Here is an 18,912-nt window from a genome sequence, read left to right as displayed (position 1 = left end):
TGCTCGGATACAACCCTGCACGTCATCTTTGCGTAATGAACGAGCAGTAAGCTTCGCGTTTCCATAAATTACAATGGTTACATCATGTTGCTTCGTGATCACCTCAAATTATCGTGCCAAACACTACGGCTCCCAAGCAGTGTTTGTGCTTTAGCATTATTGCTGTCTGCCTGTGGTGGCAGCAGCGACTCTACACCGCCTTCAGCAACACTTGCGCCGACATCGACACCTTCACCGACTGCAACGCCACTACCAATTACAGGCAAAGTCCTTGGTAGCTATTTCCGCAATGCAAAAGTCTGCCTTGATAGCAACAATAATGCGCGTTGCGATGAGTCAGAAGTGAACACCCGGACTGATAAAAATGGCCAATTCTCATTACTTGGCAACAATTCATCGATTGTGGCCGAAATAGGAACCGATGCGACTGAATTTGATCCGATCGCCAACACTGAAACCAAAGTGAGCTCGCGAATTGTCTTGCGAGCACCAAAAGAAGCTAATGCGACAGTGAGCCTACACTCCAGCTCTATCGTGGCAGAGATGGAAAACAATGGCTTGTCTTTTGCCGATGCCAAAGCGAAAGTGGCCATCGCCGTTGGCGTATCTCGGGAGCAATTACTGAGTGACTTTAATATTGAAAAAGATGCGATTGTTGCTGCCGCTTTAAAAAATGCATCTGATGATGGCATCAAACGTATCCGCGAAAATCTAGTCCTAGCAGGCAGTAGTGCTGACCCAAAAGCCATTTTGGCCGCAATGACGATGACTGATCGTTACTACCAAACGAAATCCCCTTATCGCCCACAGCAAGATCCAAGCAGCTATGAGAAAGCCCCTACTGGGTTTACGCCGGTTTATACTCAAATGCTGGCTCGCCATGGCTCACGTGGCTTGTCGAGCCTGAAATATGATTTGGCGATTCACAATATGTGGAGCAAAGCCAAAGCAGAGGGCGCACTCACCCCGTTGGGCGAAAAGCTCGGCGAGGACACCCTCAAAATCATGAAAGCCAATTTCTTGCTTGGTTGTGGCGTGGAAGGCATCACTAAACCGGGTTATGGCAACTTAACCCAAATCGGTATCAATGAACACAAGCAGCTTGCTGTGCGTATGCTCAATCGGATGCCTGATTTTTGGAAGCAAATTACAGACGACGCAACAGCGGCACGTAAAGTCCAAGTGGTGACATCCGGCGTTGACCGTGCGGTAGATAGTGGCAATTACTTTGCACAGTCACTAAAAACCACTCAACCTAAATTAAATACAATGCTCAGCTATCCTGCCGCTCCCGGCCCATTCCCTGATACTGGCACGGCGCTTGCCCAAGCAAGCGGAACAGATCGCTTCCAATTGTATTTCCATAAACTCGTCGCCAAGACGGATCTCGTGAGTAAAGTCGATAGCCCATTTTATGCCACCTACCAAGCCAGCCTTGCCTACCAAGCCTTCAAAAAAGACGCAGATTTAATCGCCAAACAAGAGGGCTTGTTTAAAACCGCAGAAGCAAACGCCAAAGGTCGTCAGGTGTTAGAGCGCCTATTTAGCAAAGCCTTTGTAGATAAAGTCGAAAGTGGCACCTATAGCTTTGCCAATACCGGCTCATTCACGTTCAGTAGCGCGGATGGCAAATGCACCGCACCAACGACCCTGAGCGGTGATGGTGAAACCACAATAAAATCAACAGCCGATGCAGCTGCTTTGTTGTATGAGTTGTATGTCATTGCACCAGCGATGCGTACTGAAGCAGGCGTTGATTTCGCAAGCTATATGCCCGCTGAACAAGCGCGCTTCTTTGCTGAACTCAATGATGCCTCTGACTTTTACGACAAAGGTCCAGGCATGACTGAAAAAGGAGATGTCACGTATAAGATGTCGCAAATGTTGTTTGATGACTTCTTCAAAGAGGTGGATGCCATCGCCGCGAACAATCTAGCGAACGCCGCTAAACTTCGCTTTGCTCACGCTGAAATTATCGCGCCATTCGCATCACGCATGGGGCTGAAAAACGTACTTCAGCAAATTCCTAAAGCAGAAACATTTAGCTACAAAAACAATCCTTGGCGCGGTGATTATGTTTCGCCAATGGCTGCCAATATGCAATGGGATGTCTATCGCAATGCTGCGGGTAAAGTGATTGTTAAAATGCTTTACAACGAAAAAGAAACCGACTTTATGGCGAAATGCGATAGTGCCAAATTAGCCGCCAATAGTTATTTCTACGACTATGTGAAACTCAAAGGATGCTACGGTAAATAAATAGAGCGTAATTAACCAATGCCCAATTTAATTTTTAATTGGGCATTTTTTTGGAAATATCACGACCAATAAGTCACATCGCCGCAGCAAAAAAGTGTATCCCGAAAAAAACGCCAGAAGCGCTAAATATTGGTTAAATCTTTTTGAATATCAGCAGAGATGGTCAGATATATACATCTGCACCCTGCTGATTGTCGTGCTTTGTTGATTTCTTGCGCAAACGTAGTGAGTTAATGTGTTCGCAGCTACACATGAGTAACTGCAATGGCCAATCTGTTGATGGCTAAAGCGTGAAAAAATGAAAGGCCGCTCCATTTGCTTGCGGCCTTTCATTTCAGCTAGCAGCCAAAGCTATTCGGCCTATGCGAACATTTTTTGGGTCATTGTCTGGCTGAATTTATCTCACGCTCCGGCGTTTGTTTTAAGCCACACGCCTGACTCAATCCACTGTTTTTCTCGCTCTACTCCATGTTCGCACTTTTTCTTGCAATTGACTGTCGTTAATTGGCTTAGATAAAAAATCATCCATCCCTGCCGCCAAGCACATCTGTCTATCCTCTGATGTCGCATTGGCCGTTAATGCCACGATAGGAATCTTCGGCCAACGCACGCCCGTATCGGGATTTCGGATTCGCCGCGTGGCCTCGATGCCATCCATCTCGGGCATCTGCATATCCATAAATACCAGATCAAAATCCTGATCAATCAGAATCTGAATCGCCTCAATGCCATTTTCAACCGCATGCACAGTACAACCTATTTTTTCCAATAACTTGATCGCAACGATGCGATTGACGCGGTTATCTTCAGCGAGTAAAACACGCACCATTGGCTCAGACTCCATGACGGAATAACGCGTCAAGAACGCAGGCTCGTGTGGTTTACGACGCACCATGCCTAATGCCATTTGCCACGATTTGTGCTGCAGCGGTTTACTCAAATAGCCCGAAAATCCGGATTCACGAGCCCGCAAAGCATCACCTCGTTTTCCAACTGCTGTTAACAAAATCAGCAATGGATTGCCCAAGTCAGCATCAGCAATAATCTGCTGCCCCAACTCAATGCCATCGATTTTCGGCATAAAAAGATCAATCAACACCAGCTGGAATGGCTGCCCCGTTTGCGCGGCTTGCCGAAGCAGATGCAAAGCTTCGACGCCGCCCTCAGCCATCTCCGCATTGCTGCCCCATGTTCTGAGCTGATGACATAGATATTCGCTTTGTGAAACGCTATCGTCAACGACCAGCACTCTAAAATTATCCGTTTGGTTTGTGGCAGTGGGAAGTGCAGTACTTTGTTCGGCAGCGCTCAGCGTTACGCTAAAGGCAAATTCAGAGCCAAGCCCATCAATACTCTGAATGCTGATTTGCCCCCCCATCAACTCGACTAATTGTTTACTGATGGCCAAGCCCAGACCCGTGCCACCAAAACGGCGGGTTGTCGAGACATCGACCTGAGAAAAACTTTCAAATAAATGATTTATTTTATCTGCAGGTATACCCACCCCAGTATCACGAACACTAAATCGTAAGGAAATACCCTTCTCATTAATGCCCAGCAAGCTAGTCGTAACGGTCACACTGCCTTGTTCAGTAAACTTAATCGCATTGCCAATCAAATTGATCAATACCTGCCGTAGACGCCCCGGATCACCTCTGACCCAAGCCGGAACATCGGGCGCACGACTACAACTCAATGCAATGCCTTTTTCACGCGGACGCAAGGCCATAACAGCAGCCACACCATCGAGCAGAGCAGCCAGATCAAAGTCGATCTGCTCTAACTCCATCCGGCCCGCTTCAACTTTAGAAAAATCGAGAATATCGTTGATGACGCTGAGTAAAATATCGCCACTTTGACGAATTGTTTCGGCAAACTCCCGTTGTTGGATCGACAAATCGGTATCGAGCAACAAACCCGCCATACCCAGAACCCCGTTCATCGGGGTACGAATTTCATGGCTCATATTGGCCAAAAAAGCGCTTTTTGCTCGGCTTGCGGCTTCCGCGGCCAATTTTGCCGCACTCAACTCGGCCTCGGCCGCCTTGCGTTCAGAAATATCTTCATGCGTCCCCGACATTCGCAGCGGTTGTCCATCTGGCAACCATTCAATAACCCGCCCTCGATCATGCACCCAAACCCATTGCCCATCTTTGTGTTTCATGCGGCAATCGAAATCGTAATAAGGCACTTCGCCACTAAAATGTCGCTTTAATCGCGCCTCAGACTCAGGAAAATCATCTGGGCACGCCAGCTTGAGCCAAGTTTCAATCGAAATGGGTGCAAGCTCATCCAAGGTATACCCGACGATTTCTGCCCATCGATCGTTGAAATAAGTCTCACCGGTCTGAAGATTCCATTCCCACGTCCCGATATGCGTCGCCTCAATAATATTTGCAAGTCGCTCACGTTCTTGCGCCAGCAATAGTTCTGCCTGTTTGCGTGCGCTGATATCGGTTTCAATCGCAATAAAATGATTAATCTGCCCTTGCTCATCTCTAACCGGCTCAATATCAAGCAAAATCCAGTACGAGCGACCATCTTTGGCATAATTCACAATTTCAGCATTACAACGCTCGCCGAGGCGCAATTGTCGGGATATTTCGGCCACTGTGTGCTGGTTAGTGAGCGCACCTTGCAAAACGACGCCAGGGCGTTTGCCGTGCATAAATGACAAGTCATAGCCTGTCATACGGACAAAGCCGTCGTTCACCCATTCAACAAGACCCTGTGCATCGGTAATCACCACGGCATTCGAAGTGCGACTTGCCACCAGCGACAACATTTGTGTCTCGGCCTCGCTGGCCTGCAATCTGGCTTCAGCCTCCTTGCGTGCCGTAATGTCGGTGATGAAGCCATGCCAGAGCGTATCGCCTTCAAGCGTACGTTCTGGACTGGCGATCCCTTCCACCCAAATTACTCCCTTTTGCGGATGGTTCACCCGATAGATTGCCTGCCAGCACCTTAGCGTTTCGAATGAAGTTGTTATGCTATCGACCACCTGTGCCACATCATCCGGATGTAGCACAGCAAAAACTGAACTCGCATCCTCGCAAACATCAGCCGGGCTCACTCCGTAAATATCGCGAATGCCACTGCTGACATACGGAAAGCAACTACGGCCATCGGCAAATAGACGATACTGGTAGACCATACCCGGCACTTGAGTACCTATTTTTTGTAAGCGGCCGAGCAATTCCTCGCGTGAGCGGGTCTGCTGCTGGCGTTCGAGTACCGCACCGACCCAGCTGGCCAGTAAGCGCATAAATTCAAAATCAACCTCGTCAAACGTCGTCAGGTGAGGCTGACTCGAGGAAAAATTCAAGGTACCAATTCGCTGCCCCGTCAGCAATATGGGTACGCCGATATAGCACTCCAAACCGAAAGCCTGATAGCACGGATGACCCGCATACTCAGAGCTAGTCATACGGGTAATGGCCACAACATCATTAGCAGCATAGGTTATAGAGCAATACGTCACACCTAGCGAAAATACCATCCCATCCTGTAAAGTCTCAGGCGGACTTGTCTGCACCGAGATTCGATAAGCGTCGCCTTCAATCCGACTAATAATTCCCATGGGCAAATCAAAATAGTCGCACGCCAAACAAAGCGACTGCCGCAGCAAGACTTGATCATCGCGATCTGTCAGTGCCGCAATATGGCTCAGCACCCGCAAGGCCTGTTGCTGACGCTGCTGATGTGACTCGGCGATCATTCGATTTAGATTGGCACGACGAAACAGCAATAACTGGCCAATCGTCATCAGCAAAGGCTGCAACAGCTCGGTCCAATTCGCCGCATAACCGTCCGGCCGATTGGCGAGCCCTACCATCGCGAGCAATTCGCCCTGACAATGAATCGGCAAGCCTAAAAAAGCCGTCATCGGAGGATGACCAGATGGCAAGCCACCACCTCGTGGATCATGCGCGGGATCATTGGAAATTACGGGCTTACCCGTGGCCATCACTGCGCCGAATAAGGTATTGAGGTTGGTAAAGACTAAACCTTGCGGCGCATGCTGGGCATAAAATGCGCGCGTTTCATCATTCCATGCAATATTCGTGATGGCATGGGTACGCAAACACGGCACACCGTCGTTCATCGTCACCTCGCCGATGAAGCCATATTCGCTGGCTGTGAGCTGCAGTAAATCACTCAATACGGCTTCAAAAACAGCCCGAGGGTCCGCATCCACATCAAACCCAGTCTGAGCGCTCAGAATAGCCTCGATCAGTTCTCTATGCATTTTGCCTTCATATCTTCACCTAGTCAGGGGCAGCAAATGAATATCTACAGCGTAGCGCAGGCAGCGACTGCCTGCTCTGCCATGAGGTGTTCCTGTGGTTCTGTCGCATTCACTTCGCGATGGCGCACTTGGCCTGAGCCGAACCGCTACCGTTTTTAAACTAGACGCAACTTTCCCGTCAGTAAATAAGAACTGACTTTGTGCGGATAAAATCATCCGTTCTTTGCGGATCATATGCACTCGTTCAATGTCGGCGAACACACTCATCGCTGGATTAAAATTGAGAGCAGAGTCATGACTATCTCGGCACAATCCATCATTGCATTGCGTCAATGCCAATTGGACGACACGCGCGAGTAAATTTTCACAGTTGAACTCAGTATTTCTGATGTGCTATCAGAATTGCCTTAGCGCTTAATTATGGAAAATAGCCTTGAAAAAACATCTCATTGCTTGTGCTCTACTGCTTGCCGCATCTGGTTTCGCATTGGCTGCAACGAAAACCGAAAAACAAGTATCAAATATTGTTAATGACCTTATTGTTCCATTAATGAAAGAACAGACCATTCCGGGCATGGCGGTAGCGGTAATTTATCAGGGCCAACCTTACTACTTCGTCTGGGGGCTAGCCGATGTCGCAGGCAAACAGCCCGTCACTCAACAAACCTTATTCGAGCTAGGTTCGGTTAGTAAAACGTTCACCGGGGTACTGAGTGGCGATGCGATTGCCCGTCGAGAAATCAAGCTGAGCGAACCCGTGAGTAAATACGGGCCAGGACTATCGGGTCCGCAATGGGAAGGGATTAGTTTGCTACATCTGGCCACCTATACCGCCGGTGGCTTACCGCTACAGGTGCCAGAACATGTTACCGATGAAGCGTTGCTGCAGAATTTTTATCAAACTTGGCAGCCTCAGTGGGAACCAGGAACAAAGCGTCTCTATTCGAATGCCAGTATTGGTCTATTTGGCTCATTAGCGGTCAAACCGTCAGGAATGAGCTTTGAACAGGCGATGAACAAACGCGTGATCAGTCCATTGAAGTTAACCAATACTTGGATAAACGTACCGCAGCAAAAAGGAAAGCACTATGCTTGGGGTTATCGCGACGGTAAAGCGGTCCGTGTTTCTCCGGGAATGCTGGATGCTGAAGCCTATGGCGTGAAATCATCGATAGTGGATATGGCAAGGTGGGTACAGGTCAATATGACGCCTGCCGAAGTAAAAGATGAAACGCTGAGAATGGGAGTTATGCTTGCCCAGTCTCGTTACTGGCGGGTGGGTGACATGTATCAGGGTTTGGGCTGGGAGATGCTGAACTGGCCGGTGAATGCAAAAATGGTGGTCGAAGGTAGCGATAATAAAGTCGCACTCGCAGCGCTGAGTGTTTTTAAAGTTAGTCCCCCAGCGACACCCGTTAAAGCTTCATGGGTGCATAAAACCGGCTCAACGGGTGGGTTTGGTAGCTACGCAGCCTTTATTCCTGAAAAGAATCTAGGCATTGTGATGCTAGCGAATAAAAATTACCCTAATCCAGCCCGTGTGGAAACCGCGTATCGAATTCTTGAAGCGTTGCAATAAATACTTGCAGCTGCTTCAGGGGGCTTCAAATGGACTGTTCTGACAACTAGAACTCTCTAGGTTTTTATGGATGGCTAATTTGGGTAGGGTGCTGCCTCTCAGTGCTCGGCCAGCCTTACTCGACTTAAAAACCCTTGGGTGTCTGTACCCGACCCACTGCCGACACTCAATCATAGGCACCATGAGTGGCTGGTAATGGATGTGACGCTGCCACGTCTCGGCCAATCCGATTGAATGCCTTGTTAGGCGCTTTTGCAGACCTTATGGCACATAGACCATTTCAATATCAACTATGTAGCCATTTTTGCTTTCTGAAATCCGTGCACCAAGCACTAAATCACTACGCCCTTCACCGGCTGTCCATAAATCAATAAGTACGTCCCAGTGACCGCTCATACAAATGCATATTGAAGATTCCCATGTTTCATTAGGGAGCTGAATTAACTCTTCCCCGTAATCTTCGATGTACTCTTTAATGTGGTTGGCCGTCTCTTTAGAAACTGAAGCAACACCATCGATTTCACATGAAAGGGAATAGTCTTTTTTCACAAAGGCATCGACAATGCTGACAAAAATTGGACGCCAAACGGTAGGGATTGGAAGTTGATTTTCCTCATCTTTCTCTACAAAAATCTCAATTTCAGTCATGGTATTTTCTAACCTGTAATGCCGGCTAACGATTAAATTAACCTGATGGCCGCCGAACAACGTCCCAAGTGAGATGCCGCGTCTCGGCCAGTCCGGTTGAATGCCTTGTTAGGGTTTGGTGGTAAGAACTCGCATTGCCCATCCGATGTGAATGACTGGCTAGAGTTCATTTTCTTCCCAAATCTCTGGGTCGCTAGACCAGCCGAGTAGCATCTCTGCCCTTGAAGCTAGCATGGGAACCAACTCTTCATCACTTTCACCACTCCCAATGACAAAACTTGGATGCCTTTCCCCACGCGCCACGTATTGGGCTGCTTCTTTCCATAGTGAAGCAATGGCATGCATCGCTTCTCTTGGGTTTTTGGCATTGCTTGCTGAGATGTAGTCGTTTGGTAGGTCGAATAGCCCACCACCCGACTGAGTTAGGGGTTTTTAGGCTTTCAATAGCCCAAATAGAAACATACGGTGCAATATGCCAAGCAGGCTTCTCTCCAATTGTGCCGTGTACAATGCCTTCAAGATTTAAATAGTCCGCAACTTCATCGCGGCGTTCGGCAAGCCACTGTGCTTCAACTTCTGGTTCGTCGTAATCTGTCATTGAATGAACCCTAACGAATAAAATGGAGTTTTCCGTCCTGAGGCTACGGATAAAAATTTTGCACGAATAGGCGAAGAATTACTTCCGCTTCTGGCCGACTACCGTCAGCTGACAGGGTATTGTCGGCTGATGCCGTAGCTGACGCAAAAGTAAGTTGATCTATGTGGATGTAGAAGCATATCTGTGACCGCTAAGGCCGAACAGTCCTGGCACAAATCAAAAATAATGAAGGCCGCAACCTGATGGTTTGCGGCCTTCATTATGCCTAAGAGTCGAAATTGCAGGACTGATTTTGCGATCAGACTTTTCGGCAACGACATATAGTAGTAGTATAACAAGAACGAACGTTCTACAAGGCTAAGCCCTATGCATACAATTGAAGATGTCCAGTTTCGTCGGCTAGCTTTAGCTCGGCAAGGTCTTCAATCTAACGCAATATTCGGACAGGGCCTCAATGCGACACTCGCAGCTATTGAGCATCTTGGATATATCCAGATTGATACGATTTCTATGATCGAGCGAGCACATCATCATGTATTGTGGACTCGTGTTGCTGATTATCAGCCCATTTTTCTGAATCAGCTGGTTGAAAATCGCCAGATTTTTGAATATTGGTTTCATGCTGCAGCCTATTTGCCGATGCGGGATTACCGTTTTGCACTGCATCGAATGGCGGCAGTCAGAGACAGTACTTGGGCCTATTACCGTGATATCGACCACAAGATAATGAGTGAAATACTACTCAGGGTGCGCAATGAAGGACCATTGCGAATACGTGATTTAGAAAATACCAAAGGAAAAAGCGGCAGTTGGTGGAACTGGGGACCTGCCAAACGGGCAATGGAAAAATTGTTTCTACAGGGCGATTTGATGGTCTGCCAACGTATTGGAATGGAAAAAGTATATGATTTATCCGAGCGACAGTTGCCTTCTGGCTTAGATATGCGCCAACCTGATGTTGTTGATTACGCGGGTTATCTACTAAATAGCTACCTGCGCGCGCATAGCATCGTGACATTCGAGCAACTCACTCATCTGCACACAAATCCAGCGCTAAAAAAAACCATGCGCGAACTGGTAGCGAGCAAAATCGTGACCAATGAGATCCAGTCGCTTAATAACTCAGCAATTCCCAACGCTTATGTAGAAACGGACGCATTAACGCAAGCGCTACCTGCCGTTACTTGCGTACATCTTCTTTCTCCATTTGATAACGCGATCATCCACCGCAAACGCTTAAATCAGCTTTTTGGCTACGACTATAAATTAGAGTGCTATGTACCTGCGGGCAAACGAAAATATGGCTACTTTTGCCTTCCGATCCTGTATGGGGAGCAATTTGTCGGTCGCATGGATTGCAAAGCACACCGACAGCAACAGAGACTAGAAGTTATCAGTATACATCTTGAAGGTAAAATTGAAGATTGGGAAAATTTTGTAGCAACACTCCTAAAAAAACTTCAGCAATTTGCGCTATTTAATGGCTGTGTAAATCTCGACATATTTAATGTGAAAGGCGTTTTAGTTGCTCAACCCAGATAGTAACATGGCAGCTTAGGCCGAGGAACGGAAGCTCGAACTTGGTCCATGAGCGGCAGCTTTGGATGATGTTGCGCTGCATTTGGTACTGGCTGATGGTCGTGAAGTATTCTCGCCGTTGGTTTGGTTTCCAACATTACAAAATGCAAATCGTGCAGAGCGGGAAAATTGGCGCTTAATTGGCCGTGGTGTTGGGGTGCATTGACCAGACTTAGGCGAAGATATTTCTGTCCGCGATATTTTGAGGGCTTGATCTATTTTTTGTTTTGCCTTCTACCTCATTTTCAACTCGCACGTAAATTGTCATCCAAAGACATCCAAACAATTCCTAAGAAAGCGAACAAGTTTGTATGTACGTGGTGTATGTACTTGGTGAGAAAATAACGTAAAAACAAAAAATGGGTTACAGCCTTTAAGCTGTAACCCATTGATTTTATTGGTCGGAATAGCGGGATTCGAACTCGCGACCCCTTGCACCCCATGCAAGTGCGCTACCAGGCTGCGCCATATTCCGAGAGGCCGTATTTTAACTCAAACAAACTTACTGTTCAAGCCATGCCAGCAAATCCTCTAACTCATGGCGAACTTCGATCAAACTGACTTCACCACAACCAAAGTCGCCAACTTCAGCCATTGATACGCCCAATTGATTACGCGCTCCACTAATGGTAAATCCTTGCTCATAAAGCAAAGATCGAATTCGTCGAACTAGCAGCACCTCATGGTGCTGATAGTAGCGTCGATTACCACGCCGTTTCACCGGTTTAAGTTGCGTAAACTCTTGCTCCCAATACCGCAAAACATGTGGTTTTACACCACATAATTCGCTAACTTCACCAATGGTGAAGTAGCGTTTTGCTGGAATTGATGGCAGATCACTGGTTGGAATAACGCTGCTGGAGCTTTGCATAGTGGATTTCGACCATTCCCTTCAGCTTTTGACTTGCATGAAATGTAACCACGCGCCGCGCAGAAATTGGGATTTCCTCGCCGGTTTTAGGGTTACGTCCTGGACGTTGCGGTTTATCACGGAGTTGAAAATTGCCAAAGCCAGATAATTTAACAGTATCCCCTTCTGATAATGAAGCACGAACTTCATCAAAAAAAGATTCCACCATATCTTTGGCTTCGCGTTTATTCAAACCCACCTTGTCGAATAACATATCGGCAAGATCTGCTTTTGTCAGTGTTAATGTGCTTGTTTCGTACTGCATTATGCTCTCAAGATCGCGCCGCATTCCTCTGCCTTCTGGAGTAATTTTGCTACTGCTATATCGATTTCTTCGTCGGTTAAAGTTTTTAAAGTATCTTGCAGCATGATTTTGAATGCAAGACTCTTTTTGCCATCAGGCAACCCTTTACCGCGATAAACATCGAAAACTTCTACTGATGAAATAATAGGTAATTTTAAACTTTCAAATGCTAACAGCAAGGTACCTACTGCAAGGGACTCGTCCATTAACAAGGCCAAATCTCGACGTACGATTTGAAATTTAGCAATTGGTTCCGCTTGCAACTTCGCTACTTGCGTCAATGCTGCTACTGAAAGCTCAAAAACAACCGGCGCAAAGGCTAAGCCATACGACTGTACCCATTGCGGGTGCACTTCACCTAACACCCCAATGACTTCGCCATCCAACACCACTTCAGCTGAGCGGCCAGGGTGAAGCGCAGGATGATTCACTCGACGATATTGAGCAACCCGTGGTGCAAGTAGTGCTTCCACATCGGCTTTTATATCATAGAAATCAACACGTTCTTTCGCTACACCCCATTGCTCGGCAAAACGATGGCCCCATGCTAACGCAGCAATTCGTTCTGGTTGTTGATGTGCCGCAACGCCTTGAAAGACACGAGCAACTTCAAACAAACGAACTCGGTCTTGTTTTCGATTTAAATTGTGTTGCAAGCCTGCGACTAAACCACCAATCAGGGTTGAGCGCATCACGCTCATTTGGCTGGCAATAGGATTCATCAAGCGAATGGGTGCGCTATTTGCTGCAAAATCTGTTTCCCATTTTTCTTCCACAAAAGCGTAAGAAATGGTTTCTTGATAATTACGCGAAGCTAAAATCGATTTTAGAACATTCTTGCTACGGCGATCACCCGCTTGCGGCAACATGCTCATCCGCGCTAGCGATGGACTCACTGGAATATTGTCATACCCAAAAACACGCGCTACTTCTTCGATCAGATCTTCTTCGATTTCAATATCAAAGCGATACGATGGCGGCGTTACAGTAATCACGTCTGCAGACAATTCACATGCTAAACCAAGGCCTTGTAACATCGCCATAATTTCAGCAGCAGGCAAGCTAATGCCAAGCACTTTAGCCACACGGCTCACGCGCAATGCAACGGGTAGACGAGCTGGTAGCGTGGTTAATTGTTCCGTCACAGGGCCAACTTGACCGCCACAAATCTCGACAACCAATTGCGTAGCACGCTCCAGCGCTTCGCGTACATTGCCAAAATCAATACCACGTTCAAAACGGTGACTCGAATCCGAAGAAAAGCCAAAGCGACGGGCTTTACCTGCAATAACCTCAGGCGCAAAAAAAGCCGACTCTAAGAAAATATCTTGGGTGCTTTCCGTCACGCTCGATGCCAATCCGCCCATGATGCCGGCCAGAGCCAACACTTCATGATCATCGGCAATAACGAGCAAGTCGTCAGTCAGCATCAATTCTTTTTCATTTAGCAAGGTGATGGACTCACCCGCTTTAGCAAAACGCACTTGTACGCCACCTGACAACTTAGCCGCGTCAAACGCGTGCATTGGCTGACCAAGCTCTAGCAAAACGTAATTTGTAATATCCACAATCGCCGAGATCGAACGAATACCCGAACGCTCCAACCGTTGCTTCATCCAATCGGGTGTTGTCGCAGCCTGGTTGATACCTTGAATAAGACGGCCCGCATAACGAGGGCAAGCCGCTTCTGCGTTCAATGCAACAGCAATTGCAGCATCTGTACTCATCGCTGCCGTTTCAATTACAACAGGGCTTAAGCTTGACTTGGTTAATGCTGCGACTTCACGTGCAATACCACGAATCGATAAGCAATCTGTACGATTAGGGGTGAGCTTTAAGGTCAGCAAACGATCATCAAGCGCCAAATATTCACGAATCGACATACCCACTGGGGCATCGCTTGGCAGAACATATAAACCATCAATGTCCGAAGCAATACCCATCTCATCACCCGAGCACAGCATGCCCGATGACTCAATGCCGCGAACTTTGGCTTTTTTAATTTTAAAGTTGCCCGGCAATACCGCACCGATACGGGCACATGGCACTGTCAAACCAGCAGCGACATTGGGTGCGCCACAAACGATTTGCAGTGGCTCTGCTTCACCCACATTGACGCTACATACATTTAAACGATCGGCATCAGGATGCTTGGTTACACTCAGTACTTCAGCGACAAAAACATCGGAAAATGCCGGTGCTGCTGCTTCATTTTCTTCGACTTCCAAACCTGCCATCGTCAATAAATGCGCAAGTTCATCTGAATTGAGCGCTGGATTAACCCAGCTACGCAGCCATTGTTCTGAAAATTGCATGATTGATGCTCCGCTTATTTGAATTGGGACAAGAAAGACACGTCGTTTTCAAAAAACAACCGCAAATCATTCACGCCGTAGTACAGCATCGCAAATCGATCCAAACCAATGCCGAAAGCAAAACCGGTATATTTTTCGGAATCAATATTCACACTTTTTAAAACATTCGGATGCACCATGCCGCAACCGCCCACTTCCATCCAACCTTTCGACCATTTCACGTCGATTTCAGCTGATGGCTCTGTAAATGGAAAGAACGACGGACGGAAACGAACTTCCAGGTCATCACGCTCGAAAAAGCGACGTAAGAAGTCAACGATAACACTCTTTAAATCAGCAAATGAGACGCCCTCTTCCACCCACAAACCTTCCATTTGATGGAACATCGGCGAATGGGTTGCATCAGAGTCCACACGATAAACGCGGCCTGGCGCAATAATCTTAATCGGCGGCTCATTATCTAACATGTAGCGAACTTGAATCGGGCTCGTATGCGTGCGCAATACCAAAGGCTCGCCTTCACTTTCAATATAAAAAGTGTCCTGCATCGCGCGTGCAGGATGATTTTTTGGAATATTGAGTGCTTCGAAATTATGAAAATCATTTTCAATTTCGGGGCCATCTGCGACAGCAAAACCCATGCTACCGAACAAGGCCTCAATACGTTGCTGTACTAACGTGACTGGATGCAAGCCACCTTTAGCATGCCCACGACCGGGCAACGAGACATCCAAAGCTTCGGCTGCGAGTTGTGCTGCCAATTTTTCTGCAGCAATACCATCACGCTTCGTGTTCAAAGCGGCTTCAAAAGCTTGCTTGGTTTGATTGACTTGAGCGCCAAATGTTTTTTTTTCATCAGCAGGCATTGCGGCCAGCAGTTTCATCAAGGCGGTGATCTGACCTTGTTTTCCGATGTAATGCGCTTTGACAATTTCGAGTTCAACTGGATCATTTGTCGCATCAAGTGCGGCCAAACCAGCGTCAAGCAAGGCTTGCATATTTGCAACCATGTTTTAGGCCCGATAAGTAGTGAGGAGAGAAAAAGCTAAATTAAATAAGCGATGCAGCCCATTAAATTTAATTTTTTCACGAAAAAACAAGTGAATAAAAAAGGGAGGCTGAAAGCCTCCCTCATTACCGGCAGTACCGATTAAGCAGTCAGGCTTGCTTTAGCTTGTTCAACAAACGCAGCAAAAGCTGGCTTGTCAAAGATTGCCATGTCGGCCAAAACTTTACGGTCAACTTCAATACCGGCTTTTTTCAAGCCATTCATGAAGCGGCTGTATGCCAGACCACACTCACGGGAAGCAGCGTTGATACGTGCAATCCAGAGTTGACGGAACTGACGTTTTTTCTGACGACGGTCACGGTATGCATATTGACCTGCCTTCATTACCGCTTGTTTAGCGATACGATAGACATTTTTACGACGACCACGATAGCCTTTAGCCAGGGCTAAGACTTTCTTATGACGAGCTCGAGCGGTGACACCACGTTTAACGCGAGGCATATTTTATCTCCTAGGGTTAAGCGTAAGGCATCATTGCACGAACGGACTTCATATTGGTTGCATCAACCATAGAAGTGCCGCGCAATTGGCGCTTAGTTTTAGTCGTTTTCTTGGTCAAGATGTGGCGTTTGAAAGCGTGACTACGCTTAACACCACCACCGCCAAGTACTTTGAAGCGCTTTTTAGCACTACTCTTGGTTTTCATTTTAGGCATTACTTACTCCAACTAGCCTTAGCTCAAATGAGCTTATTAGATTAGGCAAAAGGGCGTCTACTGTTGCCAATAGAACTTAATACCCGTCACCCCACCGCGACTACCAGCCAATAACTACATTGGCTTTAACAGGTGTAGTCGCCAACCCGTTATACTTTTTTCTTAGGTCCAAGCATCATCACCATCTGGCGACCTTCTAGCTTAGGATATTGCTCAACTACCGCCAATTCAGCCAAGTCAGCTTCAACTCGTTTAAGTTGAGCCATACCAATTTCTTGGTGAGCCATTTCACGACCACGGAACCGTAAAGTAAATTTGCACTTATCGCCTTCATTTAAGAAGCGAATTGCACCACGCAATTTAACTTGGTAATCGTTTTCATCCGTGCTCGGGCGCAGTTTAATTTCTTTAACCTGTACCTGCTTTTGCTTGAGCTTGGCAGCGTGCTTTTTCTTAGCCTCTTCGTACCGGAATTTACCGTAATCCATTAATCGGCAAACCGGTGGCTGAGCATTTGGCGCGATCTCTACCAGATCTACCTCTGCCTCTTCAGCCAGTTGAAGGGCTTGATTCAGGGAGACGATACCAAGTTGTTCGCCTTCCACACCTTGCAAACGAATTTCACGCGCGGTGATTTCACCATTAATACGCGGGCCTTTATCTTGAGCAGCTATTGTTATTACTCCAAGTCATTCAAAAACAAAACCGTGCACCTGCAAGTGTTAAACCTTAGGCAAATCAGCTTTTACCAGCGCAACCAGCGCTTCCACTGTCATTTGCCCTAAGTCTTCACCACTGCGGTTACGCACGGCCACCAAACCTGCATCACGCTCCTTATCCCCTACGATGAGCTGATAAGGAAGACGTTGCAAGCTATGTTCGCGGATTTTATAGGTAATCTTCTCATTTCTCAAGTCCACTGATGCACGAAGTCCACTTTGATTCAATAAATCAGCAGTTTTTTGCGCATATTCACGTTGCGACTCAGAAATATTCATCACCACCAGCTGAACTGGGGCCAACCAAGCCGGAAATGCGCCCGCGTGGTTTTCAATCAAGATACCAATAAAACGCTCTAAAGAACCAAGTACTGCACGATGCAACATAATCGGGCGATGCTTAGCATTATCTTCGCCGACATATTCAGCGCCCAAACGCTCAGGTAAATTTGGGTCGATTTGCAAAGTACCACATTGCCACAATCGGCCCAAGCAATCCTTTAATGTAAATTCAATTTTAGGACCGTAAAATGCACCTTCACCAGGCAGATACTCAAAGGCCAAGCCTTTTGAGTCTAACGCTGCAGCCAAAGCCGCTTCTGCACGATCCCAAGATGCTTCAGTACCAATTCGTTTTTCAGGGCGAGTTGAAAGCTTGACCAAAATATCATCAAAGCCAAAGTCTGCATAAACTTCTTTGAGCAAATCAATAAATGCGGCCGCCTCTTGCTGAACCTGATCTTCAGTACAGAAGATATGTGCATCATCTTGCACAAAACCACGCACCCGCATAATGCCATGCAAAGAGCCTGAGGGTTCATTACGATGACAAGAACCAAACTCCGCGTAACGCAACGGCAAATCACGATACGAGCGTAAACCTTGATTAAAGACTTGTACGTGCCCTGGGCAATTCATCGGCTTAATCGCGTAGTCGCGCTTTTCAGACTCGGTAGTAAACATCCCGTCGTGATAGTTTTCCCAGTGCCCTGATTTTTCCCACAACGTGCGATCCATCACCATCGGCGTACGGATCTCCTGATAGCCATGGCGATTTAATTTGGCACGCATATATTGCTCAATAATCTGCCAAAGTGTCCAACCCTTAGGGTGCCAAAACACCATACCTGGCGCTTCATCTTGCATATGAAACAAATCAAGCAACTTACCTAACTTACGATGATCACGCTTCTCTGCCTCTTCGAGCATGTGGAGGTATTGCGCCAGATCTTCCTTCTTAGCAAAGGCGGTGCCATATACCCGTGTTAGCATTTCATTCTTACTATCGCCGCGCCAATAAGCACCGGCCACCTTCATTAGCTTAAATACTTTCAACTTGCCGGTTGACGGTACGTGAGGACCACGGCAAAGATCAGTAAAGTCGCCTTCACGATATAAGCTTAAAACTTGATCCGCAGGGATTGACTCAATAATTTCAGCTTTGTAATTTTCGCCAATGCCTTTGAAATAAGTAATCGCATCATCGCGACTTAACTCATAACGCTCAACTTGAATGTCTTTTTTGACCAACTCGGTCATTTTCTTTTCGATTGCAGCCAAATCATCCAATGTAAATGGACGTTCATAAGCAAAATCATAATAAAAACCGTTTTCAATCACCGGACCAATTGTGACCTGTGCGGTCGGATAGAGCTGCTTCACGGCGTAGGCCAACAAATGCGCAGTCGAGTGACGAATCACCTCCAGCCCTTCTGCATCTTTGTCCGTAATGATATGTAGTGATGCATCTTGCTCCATCACATAACGCGTATCAACCAACTGGCCATCCACCTTGCCAGCCAATGCTGCACGAGCCAAACCTGGGGAAATGCTATGTGCTACGTCATATACAGATACTGCCGCATCATATTGACGCACTGAACCATCGGGAAGTGTAATCGCTGGCATATTCATCGCCTAAATCAGTTGCTCGGTAAGCCGAGACAATATTTATTCAAAAAAAACCAAAAAAAAAGTGCGGCCTAGCCGCACTTTTATATCCAATCTACGTACGGCTACCCAATTATAA

14 protein-coding genes, 1 tRNA gene and 1 pseudogene are annotated in these 18,912 nt (G+C 47.0%); 4 read left to right on the top strand and 12 right to left on the bottom strand.

Annotation, left to right across the window (positions count from 1 at the left end; all coding sequences use genetic code 11):
* Positions 1-84: 84 nt before the first annotated feature.
* A complete protein-coding gene (locus HQN60_RS11565) occupies positions 85-2,259 on the top strand; it encodes a histidine-type phosphatase (protein WP_217390118.1) in 2,175 nt (724 codons plus the stop codon).
* A 439-nt stretch (positions 2,260-2,698) separates the two neighbouring features.
* On the opposite strand, the gene HQN60_RS11560 is transcribed toward HQN60_RS11565, so the two are convergent.
* Complete coding sequence (locus HQN60_RS11560) at positions 2,699-6,508, bottom strand: response regulator (RefSeq protein WP_173533789.1); 3,810 nt, start codon at positions 6,506-6,508, stop codon at positions 2,699-2,701.
* A 433-nt stretch (positions 6,509-6,941) separates the two neighbouring features.
* On the opposite strand from HQN60_RS11560, the gene ampC reads away from it, so the two are divergent.
* Positions 6,942-8,087, top strand: a complete 1,146-nt coding sequence (ampC, locus tag HQN60_RS11555) for a CMY2/MIR/ACT/EC family class C beta-lactamase (protein WP_173533788.1) — start codon at positions 6,942-6,944, stop codon at positions 8,085-8,087.
* Positions 8,088-8,348: 261 nt separating this feature from the next.
* On the opposite strand, the gene HQN60_RS11550 is transcribed toward ampC, so the two are convergent.
* Together HQN60_RS11550 and HQN60_RS11545 are read right to left on the bottom strand one after the other, a co-directional pair.
* Complete coding sequence (locus HQN60_RS11550; RefSeq protein ID WP_173533787.1) at positions 8,349-8,735, bottom strand: DUF7668 domain-containing protein; 387 nt, start codon at positions 8,733-8,735, stop codon at positions 8,349-8,351.
* Positions 8,736-8,894: 159 nt separating this feature from the next.
* Positions 8,895-9,333, bottom strand: a pseudogene (locus tag HQN60_RS11545) (DUF4826 family protein).
* A 366-nt stretch (positions 9,334-9,699) separates the two neighbouring features.
* On the opposite strand from HQN60_RS11545, the gene HQN60_RS11540 reads away from it, so the two are divergent.
* Both HQN60_RS11540 and HQN60_RS11535 read left to right on the top strand, forming a co-directional pair.
* Positions 9,700-10,875, top strand: coding sequence for a winged helix-turn-helix domain-containing protein (locus HQN60_RS11540; protein WP_173533785.1), 1,176 nt, complete (start codon positions 9,700-9,702; stop codon positions 10,873-10,875).
* Positions 10,876-10,933: 58 nt separating this feature from the next.
* Complete coding sequence (locus HQN60_RS11535; RefSeq protein WP_173533784.1) at positions 10,934-11,077, top strand: DUF2442 domain-containing protein; 144 nt, start codon at positions 10,934-10,936, stop codon at positions 11,075-11,077.
* A gap of 232 nt (positions 11,078-11,309) precedes the next feature.
* Here the strand turns inward: HQN60_RS11535 and HQN60_RS11530 are convergent.
* The 9 genes from HQN60_RS11530 to thrS form a co-directional block, all read right to left on the bottom strand.
* Positions 11,310-11,386 (bottom strand) — tRNA-Pro (locus HQN60_RS11530).
* Positions 11,387-11,413: 27 nt separating this feature from the next.
* Positions 11,414-11,782 (bottom strand): MerR family transcriptional regulator, encoded by a 369-nt coding sequence (locus HQN60_RS11525; RefSeq protein WP_173533783.1) that lies wholly within the window; start codon positions 11,780-11,782, stop codon positions 11,414-11,416.
* Entirely contained in the window at positions 11,748-12,086 is a 339-nt protein-coding gene (locus HQN60_RS11520; protein ID WP_182075091.1) for an integration host factor subunit alpha, read from the bottom strand. Before HQN60_RS11520 ends, HQN60_RS11525 begins: the two co-directional genes overlap by 35 nt.
* Positions 12,086-14,440: a phenylalanine--tRNA ligase subunit beta gene (pheT, locus tag HQN60_RS11515; RefSeq protein WP_173533781.1), complete on the bottom strand. Its 2,355-nt coding sequence runs from the start codon at positions 14,438-14,440 to the stop codon at positions 12,086-12,088. The genes HQN60_RS11520 and pheT overlap by 1 nt, the downstream gene beginning before the upstream one ends.
* 14 nt (positions 14,441-14,454) lie before the next feature.
* Entirely contained in the window at positions 14,455-15,450 is a 996-nt protein-coding gene (pheS, locus tag HQN60_RS11510; RefSeq protein WP_173533780.1) for a phenylalanine--tRNA ligase subunit alpha, read from the bottom strand.
* A 140-nt stretch (positions 15,451-15,590) separates the two neighbouring features.
* The gene (rplT, locus tag HQN60_RS11505) at positions 15,591-15,950 is read right to left on the bottom strand and encodes a 50S ribosomal protein L20 (RefSeq protein WP_173533779.1); all 360 of its coding nucleotides are present in this window, start codon (positions 15,948-15,950) and stop codon (positions 15,591-15,593) included.
* Positions 15,951-15,966: 16 nt separating this feature from the next.
* A complete protein-coding gene (rpmI, locus tag HQN60_RS11500; protein WP_173533778.1) occupies positions 15,967-16,164 on the bottom strand; it encodes a 50S ribosomal protein L35 in 198 nt (65 codons plus the stop codon).
* Between the two features lie 149 nt (positions 16,165-16,313).
* Positions 16,314-16,769: a translation initiation factor IF-3 gene (infC, locus tag HQN60_RS11495; RefSeq protein ID WP_444542347.1), complete on the bottom strand. Its 456-nt coding sequence runs from the start codon at positions 16,767-16,769 to the stop codon at positions 16,314-16,316.
* 117 nt (positions 16,770-16,886) lie between these two features.
* Positions 16,887-18,791, bottom strand: a complete 1,905-nt coding sequence (gene thrS / locus HQN60_RS11490; RefSeq protein WP_173533777.1) for a threonine--tRNA ligase — start codon at positions 18,789-18,791, stop codon at positions 16,887-16,889.
* Positions 18,792-18,912: the final 121 nt, after the last annotated feature.

Source organism: Deefgea piscis (assembly GCF_013284055.1).
GTDB lineage: Bacteria > Pseudomonadota > Gammaproteobacteria > Burkholderiales > Chitinibacteraceae > Deefgea > Deefgea piscis.
Note: the sequence above shows the minus strand (reverse complement) of the source record. Positions and strands in the feature narration are given on the sequence as shown.